Annotated in this window: 14 protein-coding genes and 1 pseudogene; 2 read left to right on the top strand and 13 right to left on the bottom strand. The window is 36.0% G+C overall.

Features of this window, described 5'->3' with window-relative positions; genetic code table 11:
* Window positions 1–72 precede the first annotated feature (72 nt).
* The 11 genes and pseudogenes from LRP83_RS06330 to LRP83_RS06280 all read right to left on the bottom strand — a co-directional run bounded on the left by LRP83_RS06330 (window position 73) and on the right by LRP83_RS06280 (window position 17,844).
* On the bottom strand, window positions 73–171 hold the full coding sequence (locus LRP83_RS06330; protein WP_230495847.1) for a putative holin-like toxin: 99 nt from the start codon (window positions 169–171) through the stop codon (window positions 73–75).
* A gap of 135 nt (window positions 172–306) precedes the next feature.
* Window positions 307–1,600: pseudogene (locus LRP83_RS23310) on the bottom strand (putative bifunctional diguanylate cyclase/phosphodiesterase).
* Between the two features lie 1,401 nt (window positions 1,601–3,001).
* The gene (gene ptsP, locus LRP83_RS06320; protein WP_230495845.1) at window positions 3,002–4,717 is read right to left on the bottom strand and encodes a phosphoenolpyruvate--protein phosphotransferase; all 1,716 of its coding nucleotides are present in this window, start codon (window positions 4,715–4,717) and stop codon (window positions 3,002–3,004) included.
* Window positions 4,717–4,866, bottom strand: a complete 150-nt coding sequence (locus LRP83_RS06315) for an HPr family phosphocarrier protein (protein WP_230495844.1) — start codon at window positions 4,864–4,866, stop codon at window positions 4,717–4,719. Before LRP83_RS06315 ends, ptsP begins: the two co-directional genes overlap by 1 nt.
* A gap of 501 nt (window positions 4,867–5,367) precedes the next feature.
* On the bottom strand, window positions 5,368–6,216 hold the full coding sequence (locus LRP83_RS06310; protein ID WP_230495843.1) for an MBL fold metallo-hydrolase: 849 nt from the start codon (window positions 6,214–6,216) through the stop codon (window positions 5,368–5,370).
* A gap of 287 nt (window positions 6,217–6,503) precedes the next feature.
* On the bottom strand, window positions 6,504–10,790 hold the full coding sequence (locus LRP83_RS06305) for a S8 family peptidase (protein ID WP_230495842.1): 4,287 nt from the start codon (window positions 10,788–10,790) through the stop codon (window positions 6,504–6,506).
* 386 nt (window positions 10,791–11,176) lie between these two features.
* Window positions 11,177–13,489 carry an RNA polymerase recycling motor HelD gene (helD, locus tag LRP83_RS06300; protein WP_230495841.1) on the bottom strand — a complete coding sequence of 771 codons (2,313 nt, stop codon included), beginning with the start codon at window positions 13,487–13,489 and terminating at the stop codon, window positions 11,177–11,179.
* Between the two features lie 218 nt (window positions 13,490–13,707).
* On the bottom strand, window positions 13,708–15,672 hold the full coding sequence (locus tag LRP83_RS06295) for a DUF4855 domain-containing protein (RefSeq protein WP_230495840.1): 1,965 nt from the start codon (window positions 15,670–15,672) through the stop codon (window positions 13,708–13,710).
* 164 nt (window positions 15,673–15,836) lie between these two features.
* Complete coding sequence (locus LRP83_RS06290; RefSeq protein ID WP_230495839.1) at window positions 15,837–16,454, bottom strand: HAD family hydrolase; 618 nt, start codon at window positions 16,452–16,454, stop codon at window positions 15,837–15,839.
* A gap of 47 nt (window positions 16,455–16,501) precedes the next feature.
* A complete protein-coding gene (locus LRP83_RS06285) occupies window positions 16,502–17,215 on the bottom strand; it encodes a GNAT family N-acetyltransferase (RefSeq protein ID WP_230495999.1) in 714 nt (237 codons plus the stop codon).
* Window positions 17,216–17,280: 65 nt separating this feature from the next.
* A complete protein-coding gene (locus tag LRP83_RS06280; protein WP_230495838.1) occupies window positions 17,281–17,844 on the bottom strand; it encodes a flavin reductase family protein in 564 nt (187 codons plus the stop codon).
* A 234-nt stretch (window positions 17,845–18,078) separates the two neighbouring features.
* Here LRP83_RS06280 and LRP83_RS06275 point away from each other — a divergent pair, with 234 nt between their 5' ends.
* On the top strand, window positions 18,079–19,047 hold the full coding sequence (locus LRP83_RS06275) for an NAD(P)-dependent alcohol dehydrogenase (protein WP_230495837.1): 969 nt from the start codon (window positions 18,079–18,081) through the stop codon (window positions 19,045–19,047).
* Between the two features lie 82 nt (window positions 19,048–19,129).
* Here LRP83_RS06275 and LRP83_RS06270 read toward each other — a convergent pair whose 3' ends face one another.
* Both LRP83_RS06270 and LRP83_RS06265 read right to left on the bottom strand, forming a co-directional pair.
* A complete protein-coding gene (locus LRP83_RS06270; protein WP_230495836.1) occupies window positions 19,130–19,696 on the bottom strand; it encodes a class I SAM-dependent methyltransferase in 567 nt (188 codons plus the stop codon).
* A 91-nt stretch (window positions 19,697–19,787) separates the two neighbouring features.
* Window positions 19,788–20,237: a S1 domain-containing RNA-binding protein gene (locus LRP83_RS06265; RefSeq protein WP_230495835.1), complete on the bottom strand. Its 450-nt coding sequence runs from the start codon at window positions 20,235–20,237 to the stop codon at window positions 19,788–19,790.
* A 207-nt stretch (window positions 20,238–20,444) separates the two neighbouring features.
* Between LRP83_RS06265 and LRP83_RS06260 the strand changes: the two genes are divergently transcribed.
* On the top strand, window positions 20,445–20,954 hold the full coding sequence (locus LRP83_RS06260) for a GNAT family N-acetyltransferase (protein WP_230495834.1): 510 nt from the start codon (window positions 20,445–20,447) through the stop codon (window positions 20,952–20,954).
* The last annotated feature ends 38 nt before the right edge of the window (window positions 20,955–20,992 follow it).

The following is a 20,992-nucleotide window of genomic DNA, read 5'->3' as shown; positions in this document are numbered from 1 at the left end:
TACAGCTAAACTGCATGAAGTGCAGTGACCTGTGGCAGAAATAATCCACCTACTTGTCGAGAGCAGGGTGGGTTATTTCTTTTTATCAGAAGAAATACCTACAGCGATTACTGCAACGATTAGACTTGCAAAACCAATCATCAGACTGATTCCTTCGTAAACAGTAAGCATCGCACAACACCTCCCTCCTATAAAGGAAGTGCCACTGCCCACCCAGCTTTTAGCTGTACTTCTAAATAATACCATAATTTTTTCATGAATGCGAATGTATGTTTGATAGCGTAAGAAAGATAGTTCCTTTGTCCCTTACACCGTTATTAATTCCACTACTTTTTCCGTTTTACTAAGATAGATTCTTTCAAATTCATATGCCGATATTGGTTCTGAAAATAAATATCCTTGACCAAAATCACATTGATAGTCTGCTAATACACTAAGCTGATACTCATACTCAATGCCTTCTGCAACAATTTCTAGCTTTTACCATAGATTGGTCATTTTCCACTTTAATATCATCTATAAAAGTTTTATCAATTTTTAGTGTATTAATGGGTAGATTCTTCAACACATGCAGGGATGAATATCCCGTACCAAAATCATCTAGTGATATTTTCAGCCCAATTTCCCTCAAGCCTGCTAATACCTTTTTAGATTCCTCAACGTTTTGCATGATACTTTCCGTAATCTCCAGCTCCACATACATAGGATGAAGACCTGTCTCTTTTAAAATATTTTGGACTGTATTGACAAGATTACTTTGTTTAAATTGCTGAACAGATACATTAACAGAAATTGGATGAGATGGATAACCTTGATCCTGCCATCGTTTCGTTTGTATACATGCCCTTCTTAAGACCCACTCACCAATATTTACGATTAAACCTGTATCTTCTGCAACTGGAATGAATTCGGCTGGAGAAATCCGACCTAGTTTTTTACTATCCCAGCGAAGTAAGGCTTCCATCCCCATTAATTGTCTTGTTTGAATATTAAATTTAGGTTGATAGTATAGTTCGAGCTCATCTCGAATAATAGCTTTACGCAATTCATTCTCAATCGTTAATTTCCTAGATAGTAGTTGATTTAATTCAGAATTATAAAATTGATAATTATTTCTGCCCTGTCCTTTTGCTAAGTACATTGCCGCATCAGCTGCTTTAAAAAGTGTGTCACTGTCTTTTCCGTTACCCGGATAGGAACTAATCCCAATACTTGGGGTAATGGTAATTTCGTGCTGTTGAATCGTAAATGTTTTTTTAAATACACCAATTATCTGACTAGCCGTTGCCTCACATTTTTCTACTGACCCATCTTCGACCAATACTACAAATTCATCGCCACCAAGTCTGTATATACGGGATTTACTATCTAATTCATTTTTTAATTTTTCAGTAGTAAATTTCAATAATTGATCCCCGACAAAGTGTCCTAAAGTATCGTTAATCATTTTAAAACGATCTAAATCCATTAATAATATATAAAAACTACTATTATCCTTAGATGCTTTCTCAATGGCATATTCTAAGTCTAGTTTAAAACTGCTTCTATTTGATAATCCGGTTAAAGAATCTTGAAAAGCTAGCACTCGATATTGAAGCATTAACTTTTTATTTTTGCCGATAATCACTAAATTCCTTCCTACAATCATGAAAAAAACTAGTACTAAGCCTATATTCATTGGATTAAACTGCCAATGAGCGCTTTGAAAGACTAATATGATTAAAAGTGAAATACTGATATAGGGAAAACTAGATTCTTTATCTTTAGTCGTCACGTTTGTTTCAAATAGTCGACTCTTATTTCTTTGAGCAAATAAACCTGCAAAGCCAATCACTAATAATGATCCTACCCATAATGGCTCAATTAATAACTGATAGTACTCTTTAATTGATTTCATGAAGGCAGTAATCGCATCCCCCATAATCGAGAGATAAAAAGCAGTCATAAAACATAACATAACGGTTCTATCTTTCGTATGTCTAGAAAGATAATAGAGTAGGGTCGTTACAAACAATAGGCTAATATCCACAATTGGATAGAGGATGCCAAGGACAATCTGTTGAAAAAGACTTTCTGCTGAGGCTATATATGGCCTAACAAAATATTGTATAAATATGGCTGAAACCACAATAATAAAAATTGCCGTGTTAAATAAGTAGGGATTCGTTGTAATGCCAGAGCCAATTAGTCTCATTTTATAAATTAATGCTACTAAAAAAAGAAAATAAGCTAGCAGCCAAAATAAATAAGATATATCAGGAGCTTGATAGATAATATTATTAACGGCACCAATAAACCAAATGATATTCCCTGTAACATGAAAAACTAACCCAATACCAATAATTTTCCAAATACGCCTTTCTTTCCCTTTTAAATTCTTAGAAGTTTTATACACCCACATGAAACTGAGTGAACCAACCATTATTGGAAAAAAACTCGCACTAAGTACACTTTGTAATTCAAAATCGTTTAGGATTTCTATCCATAGATAAACAATAGACATCGTTAATAAAAGATAGGTTATAGCCTTTTTTTTTGTAATAATCATTTAAAACCCTCACGATAATATACAAATTTAATCCTATCCGAAAAATTCCATTAGCTTGGCGCAAAACGTCAGTAAATTCATGCTATGTAAACTCTAGATATAAACCTATTATTTAACAATTCATAGAATTTAGGATATTGGTCCTATTTTAGCATTATATTCATTTTAAAAATAGTTTTGATTTCAAGTAACGTCTTGTAATTTATGAAAAAATAAAAAATGCAGGTCTGAAGAATCAAACCTGCATTTTCTAACTATTATGATTGATTTACCTTGCGAATAAATTCACTGTCATTGCGTCAATTTGACTATGTTTTGCGCCAACTTTCGTCATTTATGAGCAGAAAATCCAGCTTTATGCGCCTTTTTCACATTTCGGACACCTTCTCACTTCTATTAAAACTAGATACCTTATAAAGACCAGCTAAGCTTTGCCTAACTGGCCATGTATTATTATTTTTTAGTAGCGACTTTCACTGCTTCCATTACTTCACTTACAGTTGACATCTGCAATGCTTGATCTGCTAACTCCACCATTTCCTGTTTCGTTAAACAGAGAATTTGAGATCGAGCCTTCAAGATAGATGTTGCACTCATTGAAAACTCATCTAATCCAAGCCCTAACAATAATGGAATTGCCTGTTCGTCCCCTGCCATTTCACCGCACATTCCAGCCCATTTTCCTTCACGATGAGCAGCATCGATGACCATTTTGACAAGACGTAATATTGCTGGATTGTATGGTTGGTAAAGGTATGAAACTCTTTCATTCATCCGGTCAGCCGCCATCGTGTATTGGATTAAATCGTTTGTTCCAATGCTAAAGAAATCTACTTCCTTTGCAAATTGATCCGCAATGATAGCGGTAGACGGAATTTCAACCATAATACCAAGTTCAATTTCTTCAGAGACAGCGATTCCTTCAGCTACAAGCTTTTCTTTTTCTTCCATTAAAATTGCTTTAGCGGCACGGAATTCATCCAATGTCGCAATCATAGGGAACATGATTTTTAAATTACCGTACACACTTGCTCTTAATAATGCACGCAGTTGGGTTCTAAATAAGTCCTGTTCTACTAAGCAAAGTCTGATCGCTCGGAAACCTAGGAATGGATTCATTTCCTTCGGTAATTCAAGATAGGGAAGCTCCTTATCTCCACCAATATCTAAAGTCCGAACAACAACCGGTTTTTCCTTCATCCCTTCAAGGACAGTTTTGTATGACTCAAACTGCTCTTCCTCAGAAGGTAGCTCATTACGGCCCATATAAAGGAATTCTGTTCGATATAGACCAACGCCTTCTGCACCATTAGCCATTACTCCTTCTAAATCGTTTGGAGTTCCAATATTTGCAGCAAGTTCCACTTGATGGCCATCAGCTGTAACGGTACTTTCATTCACAAGCTTCGCCCATTCAGCTTTTTGCTTTTCAAAACGAATTTGTTCATTTTTATACTGTGCAATCACTTCTGTTGTTGGGTTAATACATACTTCCCCATTTAATCCATCGACAATGATTACGTCTCCATTTTTAATAGAAGTGGTAGCTAGTTTTGTCCCAACAACAGCTGGGATTTCCATCGAACGTGCCATAATGGCCGAATGTGAGGTCCTTCCACCAATATTTGTCGTGAAGCCCTTTACATATTTACGGTTTAACTGCGCAGTGTCGGATGGTGTTAGGTCATCAGCGATAATAATGACCTCTTCGGAAATCATACTAAGGTTAACCAACTTTACACCCAGTAGGTTTGCCAAAATTCTGTTCGTTACATCTCTAATATCAGCCGCACGTTCTTTCATATACTCATTGTCCATTTGTTCGAACAACATAATAAACAGATCCGCAACATCCTTTAATGCTTGTTCTGCATTAACTTGATCTGTCTTAATTTTATCCTCTATTTGTGAAATCAGTTCGGGATCATTCAATACGAGTAAATGTGCTTCAAAGATGGCTGATTTATCGTTTCCTAAATCCTCAAGTGCTTTATCGCGAATTTGCTCTAGTTCAGAATGCGAAGTGGTTAGTGCCCTTTTGAGACGTTCTAATTCTTCCGACACGTCTTTTACTTTCTTTTTTTCAAAAGAAAGGTCAGGTTCTACTAATTGATAGGCTTTTGCAATGGCAATTCCACTGGAAGCCGCTATTCCTTTTAAAGTTTCCATTATTCGGCAAGACCTTCTTTCCTTAATGTCTTTTGAAGAAATGCTAGTGCCTCTTGTTCATCTTTCCCTTCTGCACTGATTTCTATTGCTGCCCCATGTGGTAATCCTAGTGACATAACGTTAATAACAAAAAAAACCCAAATAAACATGTCTATTCCAAGACAAAGTTTACTCAGGTTTTGCCTGCCAAAAGCAGTAACAATCCTATATTCTGAAAACAAAATTATTATAATAGATATTCTTCGTGTGAATTTGTTTTTATTATTCTAGTTGTGGTCGATTTGATCTCTTAGACCTAAGCGACCATTTTCATATGTTATGTGTAACCGATGTATATGTGCAGCTACATCTTCCCTATACAGAATAGGAGTACCACTGACCTCTATTTGTTTATCGCCGTCCTTAAACTCATCCAGAGTTAATTTAAACTTAGATAACCCTCAATTGCTATTTTCATTGTAACCAATTCGTACTCCGTGTTTTTTACGTTTTTCCATCAGATATTGTAAGAATTGGCTCGCTTCATCGGATATGAACATTGAGTTTCACCTCTAATATTGGAAAATTGCTGTTGGAAAGATCAGTATATCACAATCTTTATTATAATTGAGATGGCTCCTATTTATTTTGGATTGATGTATTTAATAGAATTATTGTGATTGAATGATATGGTCATTTACAAATGCTTTTATGAAAAATAATTCATTATCATTAGGGTCCCTATTATTTTCTACTTTAAATAACTCTATAGCCTTTTCTAGTGAGGTGGATTTTACAACTCGACTTGCTGATGTTAACTCTTCCCAATATATATTCATTTCATTTGAATCGCAGATTGATTCATGACCAAGTAGGAACATTTCAGCATCAAATTTTTGAATGTCTTTAATCATAGGCAATAACATTGATTGCTTGTAATGAAATAAAGAATTTGTGGTTGTACCATATGCACAATCACCTAAAAAAATCACCTTTTCATCAGGTATATAAATGATTGTAGAATCATCTGTATGAGTACTTTTGATTTTTTCCAATATGCAAACTTTATTACCTAAATCAATAGATAATGTATTTTCAAAGATTACATCAGGAGAGTTCAATTTAAAACTATCCCTGTTTGGCATATCCGTTTGTATAGTCTTCATACACATAGTACTCATCTGATTAGATTTCACATACTGTTGAAGTGATATATCGTCAAAGGAATATCTTTTCCATTCATTTATCATTTTGTATGTTTGACTATTAACTATAACAGTTGCATCAAATTCATTCATTCCTAGGAAATGATCCCAATGCGCATGGGTAATAACCACATATCTAACAGGTGGTACATTTAGCTTCTTGATTTCTTGTAAAAAGTCTTTAGCATGCTGAGTAGAATTTCCAGAATCTATTATTAGACTATATTGGTCACCACATATTAATCCTAATGTTGGTCGTTCTCTGTCCTCTTGATTAGCTAAATAATAAATAGTATCACTTAATTTATTTAACATGTTATTTCTCCTCTATTCTAGTTATTAATTCTATGAAAGAGAAAATCTACATGTTTATTCTAAAATTAATAAAATAATGTAAGATTTCCTCATTTTATTTTTTTACCATTGGACTTTTACCCCCTATTTCGACTAAGAAAAAGTATAACATAAGTCTAAAATTTATTTTAGGAAAATTTAGACTATTACTTATTTTTATAATAAAAAAAGGAGCCAACACCTTTATTAAAAGGTGGACAGCTCCCTTTAACCTCAATTTTATTTCTCGAAATTCAAACGTATCTCACTTATTTATCTTTACCCTTTTTCTTTACGTTAATAAACAATTTGCCATCTGCTAATTTTCTAGATTCATTACCATACGAATCCAAAGCCTTTACTTCAATGACAGCACCATCCGCTACTGTATCTTTTGTAGCTGTGTAATAACCAACATAATACCCTGGTGAAGTTTCTGTCATCGGAAGCTCGGTTGCATTAGAAATTTTTGATTTGTCTGTTAAAGGCATATGAATCGCGAAAGTTGTCGTTAAACCTGGTTCACTTGTAAACTCAATTTTCACACTCTCGCCTTTCTTCAATGTCTGGTCTACAGCTGGTTTCAAATCAGTAATCACAGGTGCCGTGTATTTCACATCTACATTCACTGATTTTTCTACCAAGTTACCAGCTTTATCTTCGGCCACAACTTTGATTTCGTTTTTCCCTTCATCAAGAAGAATTCTAGCCGAATATTTACCATTTTCTACTTTCGCATTTGTCCCGTTAACAATGACAGATTTTAAATGATCATCTGTCACATCTCCAGTTACTGTAACACTTTCTTTATTCGACTTTCCTCCATCTGTCGGTGTTGTAATGGATAACTCTGGTGCTTTAGCATCAAAAATAACTGTGACAGGCGCAGAGGCATCTGTAATTCCTTGAACGGTTGATGCTTTAGCTGTTAAGACGTTTTTACCTTCTTGAAGATTAACGTCCACTGCATACGTACCATCATTATTAGCGCCAACAGTAGCCAATTCTACTCCACCATTATAAATGTGAATGGTAGTTGTTGGTGCAGCCTGCCCCTTCACTGTAACCGTACCAACATTCGTAAAGCCACCATCAACTGGACTTGAAATAGTTGGAGCCGTCACTTCATAATCAACAACAGCCCGGATCATATAGTTACCTTCAGCTTCTGGCGATTGTGACCAGCCGCCGCCAACCAATTGCCAGCTTCTAAACGCATTTTCACCATCTTCATCGGTTGCAAGTCCTGGCGATGCTGTGTTAATTCCCTTTTGGATATAAACTAAATAGAAATCCCCTTCTACTACAATTCCATGACTACTTAAATCAACATGTGTCCATTGACCATTACGTAATGCAGTCGCATCAAATGGACCAGCAAGTTTCTTACCTGGTGCACCATCAGCTCCAGTCGCATCATAAACAGCTACTTGGAATGCTGTACCACCAGGAACCGGCCACGCCGTATCCCAGAATCGGAATAAGCCCCCTGAAACTAATGCCTTTTTATGTCCCTTATCTAATGACATTTTCACGGCCCAGCCATTTCCTGCATCATAGAAGGCTCTTGCATTTTCAGCTGTACCATCGTCATAGCCAATCTCGCTTGGGTAGCCAATGAAAGGTTTGATCTCAAAGTGTTGCTCTACGTTTCCATGTAAGCTAACTGTCGCTTCTTGACTATAAAAATGCGGAGCAATCACTTTAAGTGTATACTCGCCTTCATATGCTGTTAGCGTGTACCGTCCATTCGCATCTGTATCAACAGGTGCTATGGCAGCATCTTCGATTAAATAGACAGTTGCACCTGCAACAGGCTCCCCAGTCGCTTGGTTTGTAACTGTTCCTGATAAGGTTCCCTTAGGTAATTCTTGCAAAGTAAAGTTTGCCGAAGCAACACCATCCTGAGCAATATTTACCGTTTGAGATTGTGAGCGGTAGCCATACGCTTCTGCGATAACTGTAAACGTTCCAGCTGCATGCGTAAGCTCAAAGCTTCCATTTGCAGGATTTGTTTTTACTGATCGTCCAGATTCAACAACCGTCACTTGAGCCTGCATTGGTAATAACATTGGTGCTGCATCATTTGAGTTAGCCATTATTGGAGCTGCAGCCATCAATGGTGTCAATTTATCAGCATCGACTTTTTCTTTCAGCCCTATAGTTGGTGAAGATTCTTCTAACTCCACTCCTAGATTAGCATTTAATGGTGCCGCTAATGGTGAATCAGATAGGCGAACATCATCTAAATACCAACCTTCCTTTACGACACTTCCATCGGTTGTTACATTAAAGGCAACGTAAATTCTTTGTCCCGCATATTCACTTAAATCTACTTCACCGTCAATCCATCCATTTGATAGATTATTAACCCGAAGTTTTTGAACCCAGTTTACGGCATCTGTTGACACAAAGACATGGCCAAAATCATAGTTTCTTTCAAGGTTATACCATTGCTTGAATTGTAAGAAACTGCTTCCATCCGGTAAATCTATTGGAGGCATTTGAAGAGACATATTGGCACGACTTTGGTAAGTACCAGCAAGTGTGGTTGCATACACTTTTTCACCTGAGAATGCAGCACGTGGTCCATTTGTTGGGACACCCCACGCCCACGTATTTGCTGCACCGTAGGAAGTCCAGCCATTAGGATTACTTTCAAAGTTCTGCTCATATCCAACTGTAATTCCTGGTAAAACTGTCAGAGAATACTCTTGTACTACTTCATTTCCACCAAAATCATTAGCTTTCCATCTATAAACGAACTCACTACCAGAGACCGCTTCTCCAGGGATACTAACAACATACGTTCCACTTTTATAATCACCGCTTGATCGAACTGCAGCGACAGTTGTCCATGAACCATCTTCTAATTGATATTCCACTTCCACATTTGTTACACTAATATTGTCGGCAGCTGAAGCTTCTAAAGTTATTGGCATTCCTGCAAAAACCGTGGCAGGTTGGGAATGCTCTAACACCGGTGCTTCACTGTCGTTTCCATCTTTCGTCACTTGACCTTTCAACTTCCCTAATCCCGAAACCACTGAAGATACGGCATCATATACATTTAATAATCCTGAACCATACCCATTGTTAGGAGAGGCAGGATACGTATTATCTGTTAAAGGAATTGCAGTTGTTTGTAAAATTTCTTCCAAGTCATCCACTGTTAGGCTAGAATTTGCCTGTAAAAGTAAGGCAATAGCTGCTGAAACATGTGGCCCCGCCATCGATGTTCCATTCCATCCACCTTCGTATCCACCATTTGGTACGGATGAACGTATGTTTACACCTGGCGCTGAAAGCTCTGGCTTAATCTCTTGATAAGGAGATGGGCCTAATAAAGAAAAGCTTCCTAATTTGTTATTAATATCGGTTGCTCCAGTTGCTACTGATTCCGGATAATTCGCAGGATTGGCAACTGACCCTGGTCCACCTGGATTACTTAAAGTTGTATTTCCTGCAGAGAATTCTGGAAAAATTTCAGCCGCTCTCCACGCTTGAACCATCGGACGATACCACTCATCTAGTCCAGGTCCGCCACCCCATGAGTTATTGACAACATCAGGTGCTAAGTCTGGATTTCCATTCGGTGCTAAAATCCATTCACCTGCTTCTAATAAATCGTTGTCCGTTCCTCCTGAGGCTGTAAAGGCCTTAACGGCAATCCATTTAGCACCAGGTGCAACACCAATCGCATTCGACCCATTTGGCTCAGAACCTACCATTGTCCCTGTTACATGTGTTCCGTGTCCAACGTCATCATAAGGAGCAGATTGCCCTCTTACTGCATCAAACCAGTTATTCGCGTGAGTTGTTTGTCCTGAAGATGTAAAACCACGGTATTTTTCTTGCAAAGCCGGATGATTCCATTGAACTCCTGTATCAATGGAAGCGACTGTAATTCCGCTACCATCAATCCCCATTTCCCAAACTGCTGGAGCACCGACACGATCAATATTCCATTCGATCGAATTCGTTGTTGCATTTGGCTCTTGTACCGCTACAGCTGATTTCTCAGGAACAAATAATTGTCTAGTTTCATTCGGTAAAATTTTATCAACCGCTTGGAACGAAGCAACCTTTTCCATTACCTCTTTTGTAGCAGTAACAGCGATGGCATTCACAACGTGGTAAGAATGAACATCCTTCGCAAACCCCTCTTTCTCTTGTTTTTGAAGGTACTCTAATACTTCATACTGTGATTCCTGTGCTGTCGCTTTTAACTCTGAAACAATTGATGAACGCTTCATTGACTTTACTTTGGCAGGTGTAGCATCTTTTAAGCTAGCTTTTTCTTCAGCTTCCTTCGCTACTTTAGCTGTGTCAACTTGCTCCTTCATTTTAATCAAGAAAGTAACCTTTTCTTGATTATCAAATTGGTTATAGAGCTTGTTGTTTACTTTTTGCCTTGAAGTCTGTAACACGTCTTTTGCAGAAATAGTAACTCCTTTTGATTGAGCAGTCGCACTCATTTGAGGCTGAATGACCATTGGCATGACTAGTGCAGTTGTGAGAAGAACAGATAACCATCGACGATTTTTTCTTTTCATCCACTTACCTCCTAAGTATTTTTCCTATTCAATTATTCTACTACCCTCCTTTCAATTGCACACTCTATGTGAATACTAGGTGCTAATTTAAAAATAGACCTTTATAGCTTGCGATTGTGTCGAATTAAGTCGGAAAAATCTGACTATTCAGAAATTGGTAGTTTGGTTGTCATTGGGAAAATCAGGAAATAAGTCCAATATAATGTAGACTTTATTGCTTGGCTAAAATTACTAAACCTTTCTAACTATTTTCCCTCATTATTTTATGTGGGTCGATTTTCATTTTTTTAAAAATGTTCCCTTTTTACTAGTTTCATCTTTTTTTCTGTATTAAAATAGGTACGTGACCTCACGGCTATAATAGCACTAGAGATCACGTACCTATTCTAACTCTCTTGATTAAAATGAACTGAATCTGCCCTACTTAATAAAAACTCACCAGGAAAACTCCCATATAAATACAATTTATGCATCGGTCTAGTCATGGCAACATACAACAATTTAATATCTAATTCTTCCTCTGAATACGATTCTTCTAGACTAACTAAAAGTACCGCATCAAATTCCAATCCTTTCGAAAGATATGATGGTAAAATAACGACGCTTCCCTTTTTCATATCTTGTTTTTCTTCTAAGAGTTGAATTGGAAGCTTACTGTCCTTAAGCATATTATGTATGTTTAAACACTCTTTTTCCGTTCTACCTATAATGGCAATAGAGTTAAGACCTTCTTCTTTAACTAAACGAATATCCTGTTCCATTTTCTCTCTAACTTTATCCAAATCCGAAGGGTCGATTTTTGTGAACCGTGGTTTTTCACCATGTCGAATGACAGGTTCCACTTTCGGCAAGTCTTTACCCATGATAGATAGAATATCATTTGCTAAATGCATGATTTCAACAGTGGTTCTGTAGCTTTTTTGTAGAGCTTGATAATTGGCATTTGGGAAAATTTCAGTTAATAGTGGTTCCCAGCTATTTAACCCTCGATAGGAATGAATCCCTTGTGCTAAGTCACCGACGATTGTAAATAAGTCCGTTTCAAAGCCTTCTTTTAATGCGGCAAATTGGAAATAGCTATAGTCCTGTGCCTCATCAATAAAAATGCTTTTCATTTTATACTCATCTTCAATCCCTTCTAATTTTGCCTTCATATAAAATAAAGGAGCTAAATCCTCAAGCTCGAATGCTTTTTTATCAAAGATTTTCTGACAATATTTACTTAAAGTCTTACATTCTTTATCGGTAAGCGTAGTTGAATATTTTTGTAATAGCTCTTCTGATGTCATTAATTCCTTGTATAAAGAAAAAATATCTTTTTTAACAAAAGGCTTCATATAATTTTTTACTGCTACTTTTGCCTCTTCTAATACCTTTATTTTTCTTTGATCTTTTTGTTCCAATAATGAGACTACTTTTTTCTTTCGTTTTTCTTCTTCTACCTTCGTGGTGAATAGAGCTTTATCTAAAGCACCGTCATAAATGCTATCGATTTTTGTAAGCATCATTGATTTTTTCAATCTTAAATCACTCGTTAATAAATTTTTGATTTTATCCAGTCTTTTATAGACTGGTAAGTATATGTATTCTCTTAAAAACAATTTCTTAAGTTTTTTCCCTCTTAAAAGGATGGACTTTTCAAGGATAAAATCCTCTGAAGGCGCCAAACTTAATTCAATATCTCTTAAATAAGAAGCAATTAAATTCCTAAATTCAAGCGAGCCTTTATAGTTCGTCACCCACTTGATCGTTTTTGATTTTTCTTTCCCTTCAATGAGCGTAATGAGTTTCGTATTAGGAGAAAAGAGTTTGATTTTCTTACCTAAACAACTTTTCATAAAATCAATAAAGGTAGTTTGGTTAATTTTGTTTACTCCTAGTTCCGGCAAAACGGCTGAAATATAATCGATAAACAATCGGTTTGGTGCAAGAATCATTAATTTACTCGGTGGGAATCGATATCCCATCGAATAGAGGAAATAGGAAATTCGATGAAGAGCAATTGTGGTTTTCCCACTTCCTGCAGCACCTTGGACAATAATTGGGTGTTTAAGAGAGGCACGAATCACTTCATTTTGCTCATTTTGGATAGTCGCCACAATTTCGGTTAAACGATTGTCTGCTTTACCTGATAATGATTTCTGCAGTAATTCATCATGTGTTGTTAAATCAATGTCTCTAATTTCTTTTAAAAATCCATTCTCAATTTCATACTGTCTTTTTAATGATAAAAACCCGCTTTGTGTTTCCCCATATGCTTCATAAGTTACCTCACCCAAACGGCCATCATAGTAAACATTTGCTATCGGAGACCTCCAATCCACAATAATGGGCATTTGATTCACAGTGTCGAATAACGATGCTTTCCCGATATACAAAATCTCTTCCTTTTCTTCACCATGAGTAGTGAAATTAATTCTGGAAAAGTAAGGCTTGCCAATAACGCTTTCTAACCTTTGCAATTCACTTTCGGCCAATTCATTAAACACCGCATTCGTTAGTAAATCACCGTAACTAGCACTACTATCTGAAGTATCAAGGTCTGCAAAAGCTTTCTTCAAATTTTCAACAAACTGCTCTTTATTCCCTTTTGAAATTTCTAAAACCGTTTTTATATATTCCTTTGTAAATTCCAACCGTTCAATTTCTGATTGATAATCAGTATGTTCATGGACTGATTTTTGTTTTTTGGCGCTCATTCGGTTATTTAGTCACCTCTCTAATGGTTAACTTCACACTATATTCAGTTTGTTTATATAGAAATTATATCGGTTACATTCAATCAAATCTAGAAAGCAATGAATAAAATTTTTCAGTTAGAAGAAGCCGGAGATAAACAAGTTATAAAATACTAACCTTGTTTATTTCCGGCTTCCTAACATTTATACTTCTATTTTATTTAAAAACTTCAATTTTTCTATTGATTCCCTCTTAAGAATTGATAAATTTTATCATAGAAATCAAGATATTGATCTTTATACATAGGAGTTGCAGGGTTACCGAGACGGTGCATCATGATGGTACCTTGGTACATAATCGTACTTTTTCCTTGCATGCCATATCGACGACCAAATTCCATGTATGGATCGAAGCTGTTTCTAAGAATATCGATGGCTGAAAATGCGTGATCTTCCATCTCTAGATTAACTCCCATTCCATATTGGTAGGCATTCATATAGCCCCAATGAAGTCTCCGTTTGTATTCAATTGGATCTGACGTTGCATTTTTTGCATTACTTTGAAAGTAGGCGGCATCAAATCCGTATTCTTTCCAGTTTTTATAATTAGTTGCATAGGAGTGAGGTGAAAAGATAAATCGTTTTTGGTAGGAATGGATTAGATTCGCGACTTCCCTAACAAGCTTTTCATCCTCTGCACTTCTTACCGTTTCATTTAACCAGTAAAATCCTTCAAATTGAATATGATTGAATTTCCCACTATTAAATTCTGCTAACATTTGATCGATGTACCATTTTACTAATTCATAGCGATTATCATAATTAGCCTCGACCTCAATGCCATCTAGCTTGATAAAGTTTCCTTCTTTCTTTGGATAAGGTACAGCCACATACACCTTTACTTTTTCAATTTCAGGGATTGAAGCTGTATCTTCATTTAATTGATCAATGGCCCCACCTTTTTGAAGCGTCCGCTCCTTATACCAATTCCACTCTTGGTAATTTGCATGATTCATAGGTGTTTCTTCAAATCTACCTGTTTCAGAGTAAAGTCGCCCTGAAATGATAAAGGTGTCAAAGAAGCGATCAACAAACTTACCATCCTTCTGGTAGGCGATATATGGTTTGAAATAGCCCTTTGGGTATTGACCATTATAACCTGGCTCATAATACCCACCTTTTTCCTTCTTCCTATCAATCTCATACCCATTAAAAATGATTACACCGTTTCCAATCCCAGCATCCTCTCGTGATAGGAAAGAATTGGTATATTGATTCAAATCATCCTCTATTGGATGAATATAGCTACGAAAATCATCTATTTTAAGTGCCTGACTATAGGCCTCCTCTAATGTTTTATACGAGAATTGATAACCTTCCGGACTTTTAACGACATAACGATCGTAATTGTCCCAAACAAGTTTATTTCTAACGCCTTCAATAACCCTAGATTGATAATTCTCAAGTTTACTAGCATAATTGATGGCATTTTCCTTTGTATCAAAGCCTGCTACAATTTCATCATTTACCTTTAAATGATAAAGAATTTTCGTATTCTTACTAGGGTACCAAAGAACCATCCCATTGGAAGTATCCACTACTTTTGTATACGTATACTTTTTGGCATGTTTATAAGCTTTTTCGTATGTGTCATAAGTAGCAATCGGGGTTGAAAAAGCATCAACACGGTACTGACTAATTTCTCCATTTGGATTTGCCTTTAGTTCCACAAATCCCCATTGCCTTATTTTCTCCAAAAATGCTGTGGCATCATCTAATGTGAGTGAACCTTCTGGCGCAAATGCTTCAAACGACATTTCTTCATTTAAGTAGGCATTTACTTGGTACAGCCATTCCACTGACTCTTCGACGTTATACACCTTACCAGTAAAGGCTTGAGCAATAATTTGTGCTGCTTTTTTCCGTGTGATGACATCGTCACCAAACGAGGTATAGCTAGTTCCTACTACAGGAAGACCTAATCTTTTCGCAAGATGATAAACTTGCGCTGATTTATAGGTACCGTCTGAAGGCATCTTTACAAGATCACTAGCAGCAAACTCCCTCATTAGCAAACTGAGAAAATCAGATTCTGATAAAATCTTATTATTTGCAGATGCTGGCTTGACAGTTAAAAGATTTAACGCGACGACCAGAATCAAAATGACTGGTAAATATTTTTTTATAACTTGCAACAAAGACAATGATTCCCACTCCTTCCAATATTACTGTATCAGAATACCATAATTTAGAAAGTATTCCGAATGATAACTATTGGATTAGTCGTTATCCTTTGATAAATGTTACAAAAGACACAATTTTTACTAAAAAAAACAGCCTCTATTAGCAACTAATAGTGACCTCTTTCCTAAAACAATTTCAACAAATCCTCAAATTTATCAATCGAATAATCAAATTGACTAACCTGCCCAAATCCATATTTGGCAAAAACAAATGGAATTCCAGCAACTTGTGCACCCTTACGATCGCCTTCTGTATCTCCAACATACACTGGATTTTTAAGGTTATTTCTATCCATAATCAGTTTAATATTCTCCCCTTTTGAAAGACCCGTTCTTCCAGGGTTTTCATAATCCCGGAAATATTTACCTAATTGGTGATATTGATAAAAAGCCTCTATATAACCTTCTTGACAATTACTCACAATATATAGCTTGTATTTTTCAGATAGGGCTTTTAGAGTATCCTCTAATTTATCATATAAATTACCACCTTGATTTCCGAGAAATTCACATTCAACTTGGCAGCATTCATTCATGATTTCTTCTTGCACTTTCTCTTCCAAATAAGGGAAGAGCTTCTGACCAATTTCTTTTATTTGAAGACCCATAGTACCTTGCAATTCTTCAATATTTAGTAGTCTTCTAATTTCTTTTTTATTACTAAGTACCTGATTCCAAACAACGAGAACATTATCTGTTGCATCCCATAAAGTTCCGTCTAAATCAAAGATTATACTATCCATCTCTTTGCCTCCATCTGCTTACTACTCGTTTTCTCATTTATTGAATCTTACTTATAGACTTTAAAACTTTCATACTGAAATCCTAGATATTGATAGTTTTGTTTTCGATACATATCCTTTGCTGTATCATCACCATCAGCAACAAGGATGACCGTTTTATCAGGAAATTGATCCATAACAAATTTCTGTAACTGACTCCCAATGCCTTTCCGCTGATAATCTTCATAAACAACTAAAGCATCGATTTCGGCGGTATCTTCAGAAATAATTACATCTACAGACCCTGCAGGTGTTCCTTTGTAAAATCCAATAATCTGCATGAATTTTTCATTTTTATAATTACTTACATGCTGGAATTGTTTTTGCTCTGCAAAATCATTCCCATAGATAGAATTTTGTTCATATTGGAATCTTAAATAGTCATCTAACGTTTCACTTGTAACCCTTTGAATCTTTATATCTAGATTTTCATTAATTGCAGGGAAATTTGCTGGTTCAATCGCAAAAAGCTCCAAATACCCAATGGTAAAATCAGCATCGGCTTTCATGTGGTCTTCAAGTTCAGGCGTTAACTTCTCCCCTTCAGGAAAATAAAACTTAACATGCTTTTGTCCATGTTTTTCATGATAGGTTCTTAAATAGCTATGTGTATTATTGAATTCTTGTATATTTGGCATTTTTTTAAAATGAATAAAATTGCTGTCATATTGAAGTAGTACTTCGGGATTATGAATATGTTTGTAAAGTTCGTTTTCATCTATAAGCTGACCAGCTTTGTATATATTTTAAAGGTTATATTTTTCATCCATTTATCTCCAAACTATTTCTATTTAGCTGTTACTGAATGTGTAACAAACTTACTTTCTTTTTCAACACTAGTATACATGGATCGCCCAATATAAAGAGGAATGGAAAGCTTTTCAAAATTCGGTAATCCATTTTCTAAAAATTTATCCTTGTCACGATAAAACTGAACGATGTTACCCACAAACCAATCGTGATCTCCGTAGCTATTTCGGTCAATAACCTCACACTCGTAAGCCACATATGCATCCTGTAAAATTGGTGCATTCGTAGCAAGACCTCTATCAAATCCCATATTAACTATCTCAAACTTATTTACATTTGAACCTGAAAACACCCCTGTTTGTTGGATAAAATCAGCCTTTTCAAATGGGAGAAAATTGATAGCAAATTTACCGCTTTCCTTTAATAAATGATAAGTGTGTCTCTCCCGACCAATGGCAACTCCGTAAATAGGTGGTTCATGTGAAATATAGCTATGCCATCCAGCAGCCATAATATTGTCTTCTCCATTAAAGGAAACGGTTACAAGTGCAACCATTCCAGGGTAACTGTGCATTACTGTTCTATTTATTGCTTCAAGCATCTAGGTGCCTCCTTCGTATTTATATGATAAATAAGAATTTCGTTAAAAAGAGAAGAAATCCTTTATTTAAATTGGAGCAAGTAGAGTTATATCTATAAATAAGTTAAGTTAGTCATTTTTGTTTTAAGAAACTTAAACAAGAAAAATTTTAATATTACGGTCTTTTATTGTGTTTTTAGGGATATGATTAGGTAGTTATTCCTAAGTTAAATGGAGATATGAAGGGGGAAAAAAATGAGAGCCATTGTAACAACCAAATACGGTCCACCTGATGTTCTTGAATTAACTGACGTTGAAAAACCGATTCCTCTAGACAATCAAGTCCTTGTAAAAATTCATGCCTCATCCCTAAATTTTGGTAACTTGGTTTTATTAAGAGGAGAACCCTTTTTAGCCCGCTTTGCTTTCGGACTTTTCAAACCTAAATACACTATCCCTGGTGGAGACGTTTCAGGTGTGGTTGAAGCTGTTGGTAAAGCTGTCACGCAGTTTCAACCTGGAGATGAGGTGTTTGGAGATTTATCTGGTTGTGGTTGGGGTGGATTTGCCGAATATGTTGCCGTTCCAGAAAGTGCTCTAGCTATAAAACCTACTAATCTATCTTTTGAAGAAGCTGCTGCAGTCCCAATGGCTGGAGTAACTGCCTTACAAAGTTTACGGGATAAAGGGAAAATTCAATCAGGACAGAAGGTATTGATTAATGGGGCTTCTGGTGGTGTCGGAACTTTCGCCGTACAGATTGCTAAATCATTTGGTGCTGAGGTTACAGGTGTATGTAGTACGAGAAATTTAGACATTTTAAAGTCATTAGGGGCAGATTACTGTCTAGACTATACGAAGGAAAAGTTTTCTCAAACCAAAACGAGCTATGACCTGATTCTTGGAGTGAACGGCCATCAGCCAATTTCAGATTATAAGCGCGCATTAAGCCCTAATGGAACTTTTGTACATGTTGGTGGATCAGGAGCTCAAATGTTCCAAGCCATGGTTCAAGGTCCTTTCGTTTCAATGACTGGAAAGCAGAAACTGGGTACCTTTTTACAACGAGCCAATCAAAAAGATTTACTTTTTTTGAAAGAACTTCTTGAAGCTGGCAAAGTTAAACCAGTAATTGATCGAAGCTATAAGTTGAGCGAATTGCCCGAAGCTTTCAGGTATTTCGAGGAAGGACACGCACAAGGTAAAGTGGTTATTACTGTGTGAGTATTGTTTGGTAACGAGACCGGACATATACACTCTAAATGGACGGTCTCCAATTTAATTGTCTTAGAACTCGCTACATTTGTTATAATACCGGTTTCTGACAAAATATCGTTTGACGTCCCTCTTGTTCATTTTCTTCAAAAAAGAGTATCTTCCATTCACTAAATTCAGCCAATAACTCATTCGACTGTAGCTTATATTGATTTGAAACACCGTTATTTTGGTTTTGGGGTGTTTGATAGAAGGTTTCCATAAAAAAATAACCATCCTTCTGTACTAGACTTTTAACAATGGGAAAAAGCAAACGATCGAGATAATATGTCATAACAACTAAGTTAAATGAATGGTTTTGCCATTCTACACGATCGAGCACCGTCAAATCACAAACCCGTGGATGGATTTTAAGACCATTTTTTGTTGCTTGTTCTAGGACAAAGTTAATAGCAACATCAGATATATCAATTGCCTCGACTTGATAGTTCATGCGAGCCAGAAACATACTATTTGCACCAAGACCACAAGCAATATCAAGTGCTGTGTCTCCATTAAGATAAGCTGACAAATTCATTAATCTTGGATTTACAGCAGGATCCTTTAACTCCTCCAAACGCTCTTTATGTTTCAAATCCCATTTTGTTTTTGAATTCACTTCTTCAACTCCTTCATAAGAAAAATGGCGCCTGTCTACAATGTAGAACAGACACCATCATCATGAACCTTCGGCTTCAATTTTCTGCGGATTAACCGCGTCTGCCGCCTCTACCGCCGCGTTTTGTTTCAGTGTTACGCTTAAGGCTAGTTAGATTATCTTCACTTGCCTTTAAAAACTTAGCCATTTTGTCTTCAAAGTTTTCCTTCGGTTTGAAATTACCACCTTTTGAACGGAAATCTTTAGAGTTTCTGTCATCTCTTCCTTGGCGTGGTGGGCGTGAAGAGTATGAAGATTGACCTTCTGGCTTATCTATAGCCTTCTTGATAGATAATGCAATCTTACCCTCTTTTTCGCTTATCACTTTTACTTCTATTTGGTCACCAATTTTTAGATGTTCATTAACATCAGTTACATAGCTATCCGCTACTTCACTAATATGCACGAGACCCGTTGAGCCTCCAGGTAATTCTACAAATGCACCAAATTTAGTAATACCTGTTACTTTACCTTGTACTTTACTGCCTATTTCAATTGACAAAAGAGCTCCCCCTAGTAAATGTTAAAACCGCTTTATTATAACAAGAAATCGGTACTAATATCAAATACAAAAATTACAAATAGCAAATTTCATTATTTTATTATTTTTATCTATAACTAATATACTATTCATTTTGATGTAATGAAATATATAATAAACAATATATTTTAGTAAGCTACATTAAATACTTGGAATAAGGAGAAACAAATGACCTTAATTGATACAAACAGGCTTGTGATTCGTAAAATTACAGAACAAGACTTCCATTTCATATTTAGACTACTTAACGAACCTTCTTGGATTAAATACATTGGGGATAAGGGAATTAAGACAGAAACAGACGCAAAGAATTATATCCAGACAGGTCCCCTCCAAATGTACAAAGATTTTGGCTTTGGCTTATTCTTAGTTACACTAAAAGAGAATGCCGTTCCGATAGGGCTTTGCGGTCTAATCAAACGACCATCTCTAGAAAATATTGATCTCGGTTACGCATTTTTACCCGAATACACAGGAAAAGGCTACGCTTTCGAAGCGACAAAAGCAGTGATTCAATATGGAAAAGAACAGCTCTCTATTGATAAAATTGTTGCCATTACAACTATTGATAACTTGAACTCAGAGAAAGTCTTGTTAAAATTAGGCTTTTCATTCGATTCACTAATAAAAGAAAATAATGCATCAGAAGAATTAAAATTATTCACTATGGTTTTATGAATTTAACTAAATACTAAAATGGACAACATGATTTTATA

Source organism: Pseudoneobacillus rhizosphaerae (genome assembly GCF_917563885.1).
Classification (GTDB): Bacteria; Bacillota; Bacilli; order Bacillales; family Cytobacillaceae; genus Pseudoneobacillus; species Pseudoneobacillus rhizosphaerae.
Note: the sequence above shows the minus strand (reverse complement) of the source record. Positions and strands in the feature narration are given on the sequence as shown.

Bases quoted from the DNA above. Each gene is read 5' to 3' on its own strand.
- LRP83_RS06330 (WP_230495847.1), bottom strand. From the start codon at position 171: ATGCTTACTGTTTACGAAGGAATCAGTCTGATGATTGGTTTTGCAAGT.
- ptsP (WP_230495845.1), bottom strand. From the start codon at position 4,717: ATGGAAACTTTAAAAGGAATAGCGGCTTCCAGTGGAATTGCCATTGCA.
- LRP83_RS06315 (WP_230495844.1), bottom strand. From the start codon at position 4,866: ATGTTTATTTGGGTTTTTTTTGTTATTAACGTTATGTCACTAGGATTA.
- LRP83_RS06310 (WP_230495843.1), bottom strand. From the start codon at position 6,216: ATGTTAAATAAATTAAGTGATACTATTTATTATTTAGCTAATCAAGAG.
- LRP83_RS06305 (WP_230495842.1), bottom strand. From the start codon at position 10,790: ATGAAAAGAAAAAATCGTCGATGGTTATCTGTTCTTCTCACAACTGCA.
- helD (WP_230495841.1), bottom strand. From the start codon at position 13,489: ATGAGCGCCAAAAAACAAAAATCAGTCCATGAACATACTGATTATCAA.
- LRP83_RS06290 (WP_230495839.1), bottom strand. From the start codon at position 16,454: ATGGATAGTATAATCTTTGATTTAGACGGAACTTTATGGGATGCAACA.
- LRP83_RS06280 (WP_230495838.1), bottom strand. From the start codon at position 17,844: ATGCTTGAAGCAATAAATAGAACAGTAATGCACAGTTACCCTGGAATG.
- LRP83_RS06275 (WP_230495837.1), top strand. From the start codon at position 18,079: ATGAGAGCCATTGTAACAACCAAATACGGTCCACCTGATGTTCTTGAA.
- LRP83_RS06260 (WP_230495834.1), top strand. From the start codon at position 20,445: ATGACCTTAATTGATACAAACAGGCTTGTGATTCGTAAAATTACAGAA.